We start from the raw sequence: 13,749 nt of genomic DNA, 5'->3' as shown, positions 1-13,749 counted from the left end.
CAATCGACACGCTCGAATAGTTCGAGCAAAAGTGGAATAAACAGTATGCTACGCCGCGATAAACACGGCGTTAGCCACTGATGAGATGTTTATTTCAATAGACGGCTGAAATCACCCAGAATCAACTTCCGTCTATCACACCATAGTGAATTAGCGGCCATTGCCAATGCATTCTGATTTCAGCCATTTATCGAGTAATCTTTATAGTGTTTTTTTAAAACTCACCAGCAACTCATTTTTATTATGATTTTCGAAAAAAGTCGTTCGCCCACCCAGCATGACGGCACTGGTCGGAGTCAGCGACAGCGATGAGGCGTATTCTACAAAAGGATTAAAATCACTGACACCACCACTCATAACAAAAGCAATGCTATCGGTAATGCTAAATGCACGAGACAGTGAAAGATCAAGTGCAGGATTAGCATCATCATGTTCTTCCGAAAGGGTACGGATGCCTGCCCCCCACCATAACAGACTCTCCTCCGCTTGATATTGCAGTGTCAAACCAAGCGCTGTCTCGTGATTTGTATATATGGCAGGCGATAATGACCATGTGTCAGCATGAGCCACCAATGAGATCAAACCACATATGCAGCCAATGGCTCGAAATATACATTTATTCATAGATTTGGCTCAAACATAACGGTAAATACATCGGTATAGCTACCGGTCTCAATACTGTCTGCTTCAATGTTTTCATATCCAACGTTAAGGTCGAATACTATCGTTTTGACTGACTTTCCGGGTACAACGTTTTCTTTGGCCTTCAGACTGCCACTATCTACAATACTGGCAATAGTACAATCAGGACACTCGATCGAATACGGAATACGGGCGCTACCATCAAGCTGCTCCAGATAATAGTCATCATCCGTCGAGTGGTTATCAAAAACCATATGCAGACCATTGCTGAAATAGCCATTAGCCGTCACCGTATAGCGGGTCGACCCAGAGACAGTAAGCGCACTTTTATCATATACCGGATTGATATATCCAGAGCCATTGACGGTGATCGAGGTCAACTTTGCCGGGTTGTACTGGATCTCGACATCCAGCGGCACCATGCCATTGCGATAGGTCACACTACCAGATGGACTTAAATAGCCATAAATACCGTTAACCATCACCCCACCACGGTAAGTCCCCTCACCCACATCGGCAGACGTAAAGGCAGCCACCAGATCTGGTAGCTTGATGATCGGCCGTAAAAAGCTGAATGGCGTAGAACTGGTACCACTGCTGTAAAAGGCAGTGTCTGAGACACAGAAACCACTACCCGACTTCAACAATCGGACCACACTGCCCATTTGCTGGGTCAAACAGCTGTCATAACTGATCCAGGAGGGTTTGGGCTTGGCATCAAACAGGGTGCTCGACGAGCCCAGGTTATATTCCATCCCCTCCACCGACAGTGCCACGGTGACTGACTCCCCCGCTCTGCTGGTCAAGGTGATTTTGTCAGGAGTTGCGCCACGAAATAAACCCGGGATCCAGCCACTGGTGGGTGTCAGATTACTGATCGGCTGCCAATAGCTGGTGGTCAAATACTCACCCTGAGCAATACCATTACGCCAGCGCAGTGTATCCCCTTTCAAATTGCCATTCAGGGTAAAGGCCTGGGCATAGCTGGCAACAAACAGGGTTGCCAGCAGTAGAATACGCTTACTTTTTAGTGCCATCATGCAGTGTTATCTCCTTGCGATAGCTCTCGTCATGATTGACCACCAACAGTTTGATTGACTCGGTTGCCAACGTTGCCGGCAACGCAAATTCCCGATCAACACCCGCAAGAGCATAATTGGTGATGCGGCAATCCTTCTTGTTGGCAATGAAATTGCAACGATCGATATGCAACTTCAGGAAGGTGTTACCCTCATTTTTCACATTAATTTTTCCCCCGCGATAATCAATGTCATATTTCACATTGGATACAGTCGCCGGAATGATGTAATAAGGTGAAAAGCCGAATAGAAAGTTTACCTTGTTCTCTTTGCCCTGCTCAGCATCCTTGCGAGTATAAGGCTGAGGAATAAAATTGACCTGATACACCTTATCAACGGCTACATCACAATTTTTTTCACACAAACTCTTGATAGAAAAATTTTTTGATTCATTGGACTTCAATACCGTTCGACCCGGGCTAACGGCGAGATCCCACATCGGGAAGTTAGCCTTGGTCAGCGGCACCTTTTGCAACTTGTTATTGGCAATCTTTACCTGACTGACGTTGGCCAGCACAAAAATAGGCTCACGGTTATCATTATTGGACAGGGTAAAAATGCCATTACCAGCCTTATTACCCACCAGCAGCATATCACTGATGGCAAATGCATTGGCTTGGCTGCAAGCCAGCAATGTAAACAGAGTCGAAATCAGTTTAATTTTCATGAAAACCTCTTAATTACTAACATATGTGTCTGTGGTTCTTGACTCTACGGCATACGCCTTCATCGCATCGAGCTTTGAGCCCTGCTCAGCAGTCAAGAAACCATCCAGTTTGATAAAGAGAAACTCTCGCTTGCCCACCGTTTTATTGATGAACTCGAATGGTTCATCCTTGGTGCTGTCAATGAGCTTCTTCATCATGGTGGTGTCATCAAATTCCCCCACATAGTAAAGATTTTTATCTGTGCCATGTGCCCCTTTAGCAATTTGATAACCATCATCATCAATATCAAACTGCGGCATACAGAAGTTTTCACCCAGGTTACGATTTTCGATGCTATTCAAATCCGGAATCAAACAACGTTGGTTGTTCGCTTGTAACTCGTAAGGCATCCCCATACGAACCTTGAATTTGAATACCCCATCTGACAACTCTTCGACACTGACACAGCCAATACCACGACAGGTAACGGTATCAATATCCCGGCCATCCAAATCATTAAAAATAGAGATATATGAGCGCACTTCATGCAGATCGACATTCAAATCAACAATAGTACCAGGATAACTGCTGGCGATAGCGCCATTGCTACCATTGTTATAGTAATCTGAGCTATCGACATCCAGCGTCACCTGATACTCCTTGTAACGTTTCAGTGGATAGAGCTTGACATTATTATCAATCGTAAGATCTCGTTCCGGATCACCATTTCGCTTGACCTTGACCGTAGAATTAAAAATATCATCCCGTTGCTCAGCCAATGATGGGTCATCCGACATATTACTTACCACCAGATAAGAGTCTGCGCGGGTCGGTGTTGAATAGATATTATCTGTGGTTACCACTTGCGTGGTATGCAAACTGCCATTCAGCCCCATATCACCCCGACTATCCACATGAGCATAGGCACTACTGCTGAACGCATCATTGCTATAGGTGCCGCTCATAGTGAGATCCGTAGACATGGTCTGCTCCTGATAACCATCATACCCGACACCGACCTCACCAGAGAGAGAGCCATTTTTGCTCGAGAGCAGATCATCACGTCCATAAGCCGTTCTGAATGACGTTTTGCCCGGATTATCGGTATAAGAGCTCACAGTGACAGAATCATTAATGCTCAATGGTACAGAAATATTGATGCCAACCGTGTAGTCACTATCAACATCTTCATTTTTGTTATAGCCAAGGTTAACATCAATGATGCTGTCATAGAGCCATGGAAAGGTGTATCCGGCACTATAGTTCTCATAACTCTTCAGCAAGCCTCCATCACTGGAGAAAATATAATCCTCAGTAGAAACATCGCGCCCTTTCGAGTAGTTGATATAGGCATTGCCGACTCCGATTTGCTGATAATAACTTACTGACAGATCAGTATAGGAACCAAAGCCAAAAAGATAGTCATCCAGTTCATCCTTGGTGTTGTCACCACGGTCATTGTATCTTGACCAGTCGACTGAGGCATTAAACAGCGTCATACCAAATTGACGATAATCACTCTGATTACTAAATTTTCCATAGAGCAATCGAGTAGAAATCTGGTCGCTGAAATCAAAATTGACAGCTGTTTTGGCATACCAGGAATCTTTGGTATTCAACACCCCTGCCGCCAAAGTCAACTCATCAATGGCCTTGTATGAGAGTTCAGAACGAGCAAACATCCGTTCATCAAACTCCCGACTGAGGCTGTTAATGGCGTTATCAGAAAATGATTCATTATTCAGCTCCATAAACTTGCCCAGTGAAAACTGGTAGTCCATGTCGCCAACTGCCAGGTTGTGCTTATCCGAGTTGAAAATTTTCCGGTGCTCTTCGAATGCTATCTGCTCACCGTTGTAAACCCGGATAATGGCATCATAATTACCTTTTGGTAATTTATAGTAAGGAATGAAATTTTGCCCGGATTGTGCATTTTCACTCAAAACAATTTTATCATCCTTGATGATTTGCACTCGACCAGCTGCAGGAGATGAAAAATACAAGCGCTTGCTGTTCTCTTTGTTTACCTTTTCCAGGTCACTCGATGAACCAATACGGAACGCAATCTCGCTATAGTTACTGTCATCAGCAAGAATGTCGGTACTATTGAATGAATAGGGTTTGGTGTCATTGAAATAGCCAAGCTGGATATTCGTAGCAGGCATGGCATAGGTATAGCTCAATTCATTATAATCAAACTTGTCTTCACCTGTGGTTGCAGTAGAGATATCGCTGTTAAATTGACCACCCAATACATGCAGTGTACTGATGTTATTCCATGACAAACTGCTATTTGCTTCGCTGTCAACGGTTGCATAGAGATCACTGCTTGAGATCAGCGCCGAACGACCAACTTTGTTGGAAATATATTGCTTTTTCCCACTCTGGCTATTCATCAAGTCAGGTGCGAAAAACATTCTGACAAAGCGATCTTCCTGACTATAAACAACATCGAATTGCTGACTGACAAACTGGCACGACTCAACATTGCCAATACATCTATCCGATGATTGCATACCACTAACCAGATTTTTTGCAAATTCATTGGCGTTGTTTTCATCAACAAAATGCATTTTCAAAAAATCTATCAGTTTATCCTGCTCATCGGCATCCAAGAAAATTTCATCGAAGGTACCCTCGGTCACCAGCTCGATAAAATCACTGTCATTCATATAGAACTTAGTGATCATCGACTGCTTTTCATACAGATCTTCAAAACCAACCGGGGGTTTGATATCGGAAGCTGCGGCCAGGCTATGAGTACTCACGATAGCCAAAGAAATAGCAACAGCAATGGCAGACAACTTCATAAACTCAACTCCGCAAGTAATGTCACACTTCCCTGACACAATAAACCTTGATGATTGATAGTTTGGCTAGTCAATGTCATCACATTACTACTCTTCAAATACCCGCCATCGGTGACCGATGGAAATGAATCAAACGTCATTTTATTTTTTACAAATGGTTTATCATCGATCAGTATATCGATAAAATCTTGCTGCATGATGACACTATCTCGTTTACAGACAGATTCATTGCTATCAAGATGCAATATATAACCGATATCTGTTTCTGCTTCCGGAATATTGGTTTCAATCACCAAATTGACAGATTGATCTTTGAATTTTTGTTCAACTTTATCAAAATCAAGAACAATAAAGTGTTCATCAAGTTCAAATCGAGTGATCGTATAGTCATAAAATGCCAGCTTGTTTAGATGTGTTAAAGGCCTGAAGTTATGATTAATTCCTACTGCACACACCGAACCGGATAATAACAGACTCACTACCGGAGTTAACCATCTCATAAAAAACTCTCTTCATGATGAATATCACGCCTTCATATGAAGGCGTGATAAATAGATCAGACCAAGACTACGAAACGTAGATTATGGGGTAACAATCGGCAGTTCAGCAGTCACAACGGCACTAACTTGGATACGCTCACCCGGAGCAATATCGGCAATCGCCAGATCATTGGAGACGTTGACAGCCAGAGCGTAATCTTCGGTCAGCGGAGTGCCAATATCGAGAGGCTGGCCGTCAGCAATAAACTTGACATTGGCACCACTCATATCGGTAGTAGAAGCGTCGATAGCATAGGAAGCCAGACCCCACACAACATCACCCGCAATAGGATCACCAGTCACTGGAGCTGCCGCATCACCAGTGTTGTCATGCGCTTCTACGTTGATGGCGGTAGAGCTGAAGGTGCCATCTTGCTCAACGTTCAGGAAACCGGCACGGATCGGGCCGCCCAGATCACCGGTAATCACGATGTCATCACTGGTAACAGTAAACGGCACCAGACCTTTCCAGGTCAGGGTCTCTGCAGCCTGGTTTGCAGGCAGGGCAGCATTGGCTGCAGCAGACATCAACACCAGGGCGGAAGCCACAACAATCATGCTCTTTTTCATTTTTTATATCCTCTTGGTTTATATAATTGTTTGCATTCAATCGATGCACTGAAAAATGTCATTAACATACATCATTTTCCATGTCGCTATTCTATGGAATTCACCGTGCAATTCTTTACAAAATGCGACTGTGTTTTGACTTTTTGCGTCAACATTAACAAAACCATATGTCATTCATACCGTTATGATGGCGGTACTTCTGCTTTATAAAACAGACACATCATCGCGTAAATATATGTCATATGATTTAGCCAACGACTCTTGCTTATCATCATCACTACCATATGGCACCAACAAGATGTGCTATCAAGATTTCATAGCGAGGCGAAATCATCACAGTCACTATTATATGCTGCAGACAGAACAAAAAACTGCCAATGCGCGCAATCGCCTTGACTTTTTGCGAAAAACCATCAACCACCTTTGTCATCCTCCCCTTGGTTAGAAAACAATAAACATCATCAAATCAGAAAGTTATAAAAATATTGTCATTCAACAACCACGTGGTTCGCCATTTGACAAACTTCATGCCAATTACATCAAAAATCCATCTCTTCGATAACTTACTATTTAATATGAAAACCAATACTCATTAAATATATTGAAGATGATGCGCCCATATGACACCCTTGGATAACCGAAAGACCACAGAGCATGCTAAAAAATCGCCTGCCATTTTATTCCCTAGCAAAGAATCATGGCATTATAAGCAACTCATATTGCCGCTGCTAACCGGGGCCACTTGTCTTATCTTTGGTGTAGCTGTAGTCTCAATTCAACAACTCCATGATCTTGCTATGCAGTCACAACATTCCGCACAGCACACCATTGAATTGTTAGACAACGCCATTGACTATTCGAGTAAAACCAACGAAAAAATCATATCGTTAAATGACAAGGCTTGTGCTGAGATCAGCAAGACCCTTAAAAAACATGTTGCATCCACACCATTTGTTCGGACTATAAATTTAGTCAAAGATAATTTTATCTATTGTACCTCATTCTCTGATGATACTTTTTTATACAGCCCTGGTAATTACACATTAAAACTGATTACGGGCACCCCAATCATGCCAACCAGAGGTGGATTAATCGTCAGAAACAATATCGCGAAAAGTGCCGCATTCAGTGTCATTGATGAATTATATATTCGAATACTGTTCGATATGGCCAAAATAAGCAATGACCTATATATGAACGTGGGAGATCTATGGGTTGATTCAAACGGCGTGTTCCTAAAAAACAAGCCGGTACTGGCCAATATAGGAGGCTATACTATTGAATCGAAAAAATACCCGTACATTATCTATTCTGGTTATGTCAATATTGACCGCACAGCAACTCTTTTTATGAAAAAACCCATCTTGGCTGGCGTTGTCATTTTGCTATCCCTTCTCGCGAGTACTTATACCTGGTTTATGGTGCGCAAGCCAAAATTGCTCTTGTCTGAGTTATCTCGGGCGCTGAAAAATAATGAGCTAGTGCCCTATTTGCAACCCTTGATAGATAGCCAATCTGGACGCATGCTTGGCGCAGAAATACTGGTTCGCTGGCAACACCCTGAACTCGGAATGATCCCTCCTGATTCCTTTATTTCTATCGCGGAAGAGTCACACTTGATCGCACCTATCACCACCAGCCTGATGCAGCAGGTAGCGAAAATGATGCAACCATACGCCTCCCAGCTGCCAGATAACTTTCATTTTGGTTTTAATATCAGCGCACAACAATGTTCGGACGACACATTAATTGCTGACTGTCTTTCATTTATTGACAGTTTTCCATCCAGCAATAGCATTTTGCTATTGGAACTGACCGAACGCGTGTTATTGGACGATACCGATGCCAATCAGGCATTCTTCCATACAATAAAGAAGATGGGCATCCCATTGGCACTTGATGATTTTGGTACAGGTCAATCCAGCCTGGCGTATATTCAGCAATTCAACTTTGATTTTCTGAAAATTGACCAGCGTTTCGTATCTATGATCAACTCTGATTCCGTCTCGGCGCCCATTCTCGACATGCTGATTACCCTCAGCAAATCACTGAATATGCGACTTGTCGCAGAAGGGATAGAAACTGAAGCACAGCGCGACTACTTGCGCTCACAAGGGGTAGATCTGTTGCAGGGATACCTGTTCAGTCGCCCGCTTCCCATCGAGCAGTTTGTCACAGAGTGGCTCCCATGACGCGCAACAGTTATCTCTAATACGGTTCTGAATCTTGATTCAACTGGCCCTAGCTGTGATCTCTCTGTTGGTTGTTCACTCGGGGCATTCCCGGAGAATTGGAGGCGCCAACCAAACCAATCATCTGAGGTGCCCCAGTGAACAACCATTAAAATGCCCGATTAACCGTCTTTGGTCGACAGCTTCTTGTCCAGCGTGTCCTTGAGCAGGGCCTGCGCGTTGAAGAGGCCGCTCACGCTGCCGGGGTCAGTACCCGAACCGCTTACAAGTGGCTCACTCGATATCGCCAGGAGGGGCCTGATGGCTTGTACAATCGCTCTTCTCAACCCGCATCCTACCCCCATGCCATTGATGACCAGCGCCAACAGAGGATTATCGAACTGCGCAAGCAGCGACAGACCTATCGGCACATCAGCCAATCTCTGGGCATAGGGCACAGTTCAGTCGTTCGTATCTTGCAACGAAAGGGACAGAATCTACTCGCTAATCTGGAACCTGCCGCTCCGGTACAACGCTATGAACATGAGAAACTGGGTTACTTGCTGCATTTGGACATCAAAAAGTTGGGGCGTTTCCCCAGGTCCCGGCCATCAAGTAATAGGTGACCACCGCCAGGATGCTCCGGGGGCGGGATAGGAGTATGCGCATGTGGCGATTGATGACCACTCCCGTGTGGCATTCAGCGCCTGTATCCTGATGAAACAGGACGCAGTGCCTGTCTTGCGCTGTTTTACAGGCACTTCGCTACTACGCCGGGCTCGGCATTCGTTTCGGTCGGCTACTCACGGAAAATGGCGCCTGTTATCGGTCGAAACGCTTCCAGACGCTGTGTCGTCGCTTGGGGCTCAAGCACCTATGCTCCAAACCTTACACACCCCAAACGAATGGCAAAGCAGAGCGCTTCATTCAGACAGCGTTACGTGAATGGGATTATGCACGGTGTCAATCAGCATCGAAAAATGACCAGGGATCAGCGTCCAAAATTGACCAGGGCTAGCTGGCTGATTTCATCCTCTGTTTGAAGCGGTAGGAGTCGTTTCCGGTCTCGATGATCTCGCAGTGATGGGTGATCCTATCCAGCATCGCCGTCGTCATCTTCTCATCCGTAAATACCTTGCTCCATTCGCTGAAGGCCAGGTTGGTGGTCAAGATCTGGCTGGTGCGCTCGTACAGCTTGCTGATCAGGTGAAACAGCAGGGCCCCACCGCTTTCGGCAAACGGCAGGTAGCCCAGTTCGTCCAGGACCACCGCATCGACATTGACCAGCCGGTTGGCAAGCTGTCCGGCTTTGCCTGCCGCCTTCTCCTGCTCCAGTTGGTTGACCAGATCCACCAAGCCGACGGCGGCGCACATCCGGGCCGGTCGTCTGGTTCCCCTTCTGCTCGACCACATGACAGACATGTACAGCCTGCGCTGCCCAGCCCGCCCGGGTACGTCGTTTCATCGATCTGGCAGTCGAGCGTCTCACTGACAGCCCGGAGTTCGTGCTCGGTGCCGAGGAGCTGCGCCTTGCTCATATCAACGGAAAATCTTCGCTAGGTTGATATTTCGTATAGGATAGCGGCAATGTTGCCATCTACGCTCAATGTGGCACATTACCTGATGGGGAAGTCGCTTAAACAACCTGAACAGGAAGTTTGCCTAGAATAGGGTGGTAATCCACTGTCTATATAATATGAATTTTGTGATACACACGAGGCAGCTATGAATATTGGAACCTCTTACAACCCCTCCAAGAATCTAGTTGGAAAGCCAGATGGCCTTCTGGCCACATTGTCATTGCCTAAGCAGCCTGTTGATGCACACAAAGAGACTCTAGCTGGGTTTTCATATGAGATTGTGAAAAAACTATCCATCATGACGCAGATCGATGAAATCACGATTTGCCAATTAGCGAGCATCAGCTATGTCACCCTTACCAAGAGAAAAATACAAAGAAAGAACGTTTTATCATCAGAGCAAAGCATGAGGCTATACGTATTCATAAGGACATTGGATGCGGCTTTGCAGCTTTTTGATGGAGATGTTTCAGCCGCAATTCAGTGGCTTAAGTCTCCTTCCCGAGCCTTAGGTGATGAGAGTCCCATACTAATGTTGAGCACCCCTCCTGGAGTTGAGGCTGTTATGGATCTTATCGGTCAAATTAAACATGGTGTTATTTCATAAAGGAATTAAACTGATTGAAACGTTAACTTTATACTTATAAAGTATAGCTTACGAAAAATACATTTAAATTACAAAATAGATGATGGATGCCATTTCTTGTAATTGAACTTCTAATGAGTCAGGCGTCATGCAATTTTTAGAGTTTTATTGATGTGTGACTTGAAGACAGTAAATAGGCTGTTTATAGCCTCAACATATAAGATTTTATTGCTATGAAAACACCCGAAACCACTAATAGTAAAGCAGCGTCTCCCGAAGAAATAAGTATCATATCATTTAAATATGACGACCTAGTAATTCGTTTCAAACGAGCTAAATCAGAAGAGACCCTTGATATAATGTATGAAAGTGTGTTAAGAAAGGTAGAAAAAATACTAACTGGCAAGGACTTGCTGATGGCACAGATCGCAATAGAACGAGCTCTTGATCGTTGCCAGCAAGACTTTGACAATACGTATCTTGGTTTCACTCGTAAGATAAACCACACACTAAAGACCCAAGACTCAGCCAAAAAATATGATCCTGAAGAAGAGATGGGCCGTCTTCTATCGGGTATCGGTTAATCAAGGTTCAATAAACCCGATAGGATAAACATAATCCTGTAGTGGTCTAATCATCCCGGACACCATTTTAGGTGGTACAGTCGCCACCATGACTTGAGGTGTGAATCGCCCCGGTTTCTCTAGACACTTATTGCTCTACAGGCCTAGAACACAGGCCTTCATTCCCCCACTACCAGCTCTCCCACAGGTTTACGCCACACTAATACTTATCTTTAGCCTCTCGATAGGACTGCTATACAGCGCATCATCACACTGACCTTCCTAGCAATAGGATGTTTAAAAAAATTTTTTGTATAAAGTTATGTAGTTCGACGGAGATTTTAGGATAAAAACACGCTGCAACTAGCAAGTACATGAATCATGCTGAATTGATTTCAAATGAAATCAATTCTAAGTAATTGTAATTATGAATTTTACACCCACACCGCTCCCGTGTAGTTAAAATCCAGTAGATATTAGTTAAATGATGTATGCTTGTTTCCTGTTACCGCCAATTGAACTGTGTATAATGGAAATAATTGATCCTATCCCCGACCGGATGTCTTAAGTGGCTGAATTAACACCAGAACAATTAAAACCCGCTTTCACGATTGAGCAGTTCCCCACGCTCAGCGAGCTCGAACCCATCCCTTTTGCCGCCCTGCAACCCAGAGCCATTTCCGGCATCAAGCGACTGGCCAGTTTTGATGGTGACTGCCCGGTCATGCTGCTCAACGGCTTCCCGGGTGCGGATTATGAGAGTGTCTGCCAGACCTTGATCGCCTCTTCCAATGGCAAGGATGGCGACCTTTTCGATCTCTGCTACACCGAGAACCTCAACAACCCGTTCAAGCCTATCTGGCTGCGCCTGCAACCCGGTACCGGGTTCGAATTCTGCGAGATGGTTGGCGAGCTGCTCAAGCTGATGAGCCATCACCTGGATGCCGAGCGCCTGGTCACCCGCATCATCCGCAAGCAGGAAAATGACCCCAAGATCGTGGACTTTCTCTCCGATCTGGCGGCGCACGTGGCCCAGGGTCTCGAATTCCAGCACCCGGTGCTCATCAACCTGCTGATCCATCACGAAGAGCAGCAAGCCCCCGTCATCTATGGCCGGGACTTGAACTGGGACACCCTGTTTGGCTCCATCAACTACCAGACGGAGCAAGGCTCGGTCTATGCCAACCAGCACTTGCTTGAGCCGGGCCTGCTGCGGGAAGCCAACGGCGGCTATCTCATCTTGCAACTCGACGAGCTGCTCGATCAGCCCCATCTCTGGTTCAAGCTCAAGAACGCCATGCAAAAAGGCGAGCTGGACTGGAATGCCTATCAGGAAGGCAAGACCCTGACCCCCTTCTTCACCCCTGAGGCCACGCCTATCCGGTTCAAACTGATCCTGGTGGGCGACCGGCTGGAAGTGGCCGAGTTCCAGATGCTGGACAGAGACATGTCCGAGCGCATCTTTCTGCGCGCCGATCTGGTGTCCGAGGTGAACATCGAAGAGGATTTGCCCGAGTTCCTGCAATACCTGGCCTGGCTGCGGCTGCGCTGGAACCTGCTGGACTTCACTCCGGGTGCCCTCCTCGCCCTGTGTCGCCATGCCAGTCGTCTCTGTGACCATCAGGAATGGCTCTCCCTCTCGGAGGTGCAACTCAGCGCCATCATGCGCATGGCCGACAGCCTGGCCCGCGAGCTGGAGGCCGAGAAGGTGACCGACGAGCACATACTGCTCGCCCTGGAGGAGCAGGATTACCGCCTCAACTACCTGGTGGAGCAATCCGATCAGGGGGTCATCGATGGCCAGATCCTGCTACAGACCGACGGTGAAGAGGTCGGCCAGATCAACGGCCTTTCTGTCATCCAGGTAGCCGGTCATCCCTATGACTTTGGTGAACCGGTGCGATTGACCGCCACAGTACACCTGGGGGATGGCGACGTGGCCGATATCGAGCGCAAGGCAGAGCTCGCCGGCCACATTCATGCCAAGGCGATGATGATCATCCACGGCTATCTCTCCAACAAGTTCGGCGCAGAGAACCCCTCGCCGCTCTCGGCAAACCTGGTGTTCGAGCAGTCCTATCACGAGATTGACGGCGACAGCGCCTCCCTGACAGGTCTGTGCGCCCTGCTCTCTGCCCTCGCCCGCCAACCCATCTCCCAGCGCTTTGCGGTGACCGGTGCGGTCGATCAGTTCGGCAACGTGCAGGCTGTGGGTGGCGTGAACGAGAAGATCGAAGGCTTCTTCCGGGTGTGCAAGATCCACGGCATTACCGGCAAGCAAGGCATCATTTTGCCCGGTACCAACGCCCAGCAGCTCAACCTCTCCGATGAGGTGATTGCCGCCGTCGAAGCGGGCCAGTTCCATATCCACCCGGTGGATCATGTGGAAGAGGCCATCGAATTGCTGACCGGCTGTGTGGCCGGCGAGCCTGACATGCCGGACACCCTGTTTGGCCGGATCCAGGACAGACTGGATGAACTCAATGGCACTGCACCCAAGAGTGGCGTGCTGCGCAACCTGCTGGGCCGTCTATTCGGCCTCTAAATAAAGTGATCGGAGTT

At 46.6% G+C, this 13,749-nt stretch carries 10 protein-coding genes and 2 pseudogenes; 5 read left to right on the top strand and 7 right to left on the bottom strand.

Translation table 11 applies throughout. The features are described 5' to 3' along the window. Positions 1 to 201: 201 nt before the first annotated feature. From ACFWHB_RS10650 to ACFWHB_RS10625, 6 genes are all read right to left on the bottom strand, one after another. On the bottom strand, positions 202 to 624 hold the full coding sequence (locus ACFWHB_RS10650) for a hypothetical protein (RefSeq protein WP_395950142.1): 423 nt from the start codon (positions 622 to 624) through the stop codon (positions 202 to 204). Beyond that, positions 621 to 1,682 (bottom strand): hypothetical protein, encoded by a 1,062-nt coding sequence (locus ACFWHB_RS10645; RefSeq protein ID WP_395950141.1) that lies wholly within the window; start codon positions 1,680 to 1,682, stop codon positions 621 to 623. The genes ACFWHB_RS10650 and ACFWHB_RS10645 overlap by 4 nt, the downstream gene beginning before the upstream one ends. Further along, positions 1,663 to 2,388 carry a hypothetical protein gene (locus tag ACFWHB_RS10640; RefSeq protein WP_395950140.1) on the bottom strand — a complete coding sequence of 242 codons (726 nt, stop codon included), beginning with the start codon at positions 2,386 to 2,388 and terminating at the stop codon, positions 1,663 to 1,665. Before ACFWHB_RS10640 ends, ACFWHB_RS10645 begins: the two co-directional genes overlap by 20 nt. Before the next feature lie 9 nt (positions 2,389 to 2,397). After that, positions 2,398 to 5,178, bottom strand: coding sequence for a CS1-pili formation C-terminal domain-containing protein (locus tag ACFWHB_RS10635; protein ID WP_395950139.1), 2,781 nt, complete (start codon positions 5,176 to 5,178; stop codon positions 2,398 to 2,400). Beyond that, positions 5,175 to 5,678, bottom strand: coding sequence for a hypothetical protein (locus tag ACFWHB_RS10630; RefSeq protein ID WP_395950138.1), 504 nt, complete (start codon positions 5,676 to 5,678; stop codon positions 5,175 to 5,177). Before ACFWHB_RS10630 ends, ACFWHB_RS10635 begins: the two co-directional genes overlap by 4 nt. Positions 5,679 to 5,759: 81 nt before the next feature. Further along, positions 5,760 to 6,287 (bottom strand): hypothetical protein, encoded by a 528-nt coding sequence (locus ACFWHB_RS10625; protein WP_395950137.1) that lies wholly within the window; start codon positions 6,285 to 6,287, stop codon positions 5,760 to 5,762. A 620-nt stretch (positions 6,288 to 6,907) separates the two neighbouring features. On the opposite strand from ACFWHB_RS10625, the gene ACFWHB_RS10620 reads away from it, so the two are divergent. Both ACFWHB_RS10620 and ACFWHB_RS10615 read left to right on the top strand, forming a co-directional pair. Then, the gene (locus tag ACFWHB_RS10620) at positions 6,908 to 8,479 is read left to right on the top strand and encodes an EAL domain-containing protein (protein WP_395950136.1); all 1,572 of its coding nucleotides are present in this window, start codon (positions 6,908 to 6,910) and stop codon (positions 8,477 to 8,479) included. 137 nt (positions 8,480 to 8,616) lie between these two features. Then, positions 8,617 to 9,434, top strand: a pseudogene (locus tag ACFWHB_RS10615) (IS481 family transposase); the annotation flags it as partial. Positions 9,435 to 9,472: 38 nt separating this feature from the next. On the opposite strand, the pseudogene ACFWHB_RS10610 reads toward ACFWHB_RS10615, so the two are convergent. Next, a pseudogene (locus tag ACFWHB_RS10610) lies at positions 9,473 to 9,811 on the bottom strand (ATP-binding protein); the annotation flags it as partial. Positions 9,812 to 10,183: 372 nt separating this feature from the next. Here ACFWHB_RS10610 and ACFWHB_RS10605 point away from each other — a divergent pair. The 3 genes from ACFWHB_RS10605 (at position 10,184) to ACFWHB_RS10595 (ending at position 13,732) form a co-directional block, all read left to right on the top strand. Next, positions 10,184 to 10,645, top strand: a complete 462-nt coding sequence (locus ACFWHB_RS10605; protein WP_395950135.1) for an antitoxin Xre/MbcA/ParS toxin-binding domain-containing protein — start codon at positions 10,184 to 10,186, stop codon at positions 10,643 to 10,645. 212 nt (positions 10,646 to 10,857) lie between these two features. Continuing rightward, complete coding sequence (locus ACFWHB_RS10600; protein WP_395950134.1) at positions 10,858 to 11,208, top strand: hypothetical protein; 351 nt, start codon at positions 10,858 to 10,860, stop codon at positions 11,206 to 11,208. Positions 11,209 to 11,755: 547 nt separating this feature from the next. Next, positions 11,756 to 13,732, top strand: coding sequence for a Lon protease family protein (locus tag ACFWHB_RS10595; RefSeq protein ID WP_395950133.1), 1,977 nt, complete (start codon positions 11,756 to 11,758; stop codon positions 13,730 to 13,732). Positions 13,733 to 13,749: the final 17 nt, after the last annotated feature.

The organism is Aeromonas mytilicola subsp. aquatica (assembly GCF_044336385.1).
Taxonomy (GTDB): Bacteria; Pseudomonadota; Gammaproteobacteria; order Enterobacterales; family Aeromonadaceae; genus Aeromonas; species Aeromonas rivipollensis.
The sequence above is the reverse complement of the archived record's forward strand: the minus strand, read 5'-3'. Positions and strand labels throughout refer to the sequence as shown.

Excerpts from the sequence above, each read along its gene's own strand:
- ACFWHB_RS10625 (WP_395950137.1), bottom strand. The coding sequence starts at position 6,287 with ATGAAAAAGAGCATGATTGTTGTGGCTTCCGCCCTGGTGTTGATGTCT.
- ACFWHB_RS10650 (WP_395950142.1), bottom strand. The coding sequence starts at position 624 with ATGAATAAATGTATATTTCGAGCCATTGGCTGCATATGTGGTTTGATC.
- ACFWHB_RS10630 (WP_395950138.1), bottom strand. The coding sequence starts at position 5,678 with ATGAGATGGTTAACTCCGGTAGTGAGTCTGTTATTATCCGGTTCGGTG.
- ACFWHB_RS10600 (WP_395950134.1), top strand. The coding sequence starts at position 10,858 with ATGAAAACACCCGAAACCACTAATAGTAAAGCAGCGTCTCCCGAAGAA.
- ACFWHB_RS10635 (WP_395950139.1), bottom strand. The coding sequence starts at position 5,178 with ATGAAGTTGTCTGCCATTGCTGTTGCTATTTCTTTGGCTATCGTGAGT.
- ACFWHB_RS10640 (WP_395950140.1), bottom strand. The coding sequence starts at position 2,388 with ATGAAAATTAAACTGATTTCGACTCTGTTTACATTGCTGGCTTGCAGC.
- ACFWHB_RS10620 (WP_395950136.1), top strand. The coding sequence starts at position 6,908 with ATGACACCCTTGGATAACCGAAAGACCACAGAGCATGCTAAAAAATCG.
- ACFWHB_RS10645 (WP_395950141.1), bottom strand. The coding sequence starts at position 1,682 with ATGATGGCACTAAAAAGTAAGCGTATTCTACTGCTGGCAACCCTGTTT.
- ACFWHB_RS10605 (WP_395950135.1), top strand. The coding sequence starts at position 10,184 with ATGAATATTGGAACCTCTTACAACCCCTCCAAGAATCTAGTTGGAAAG.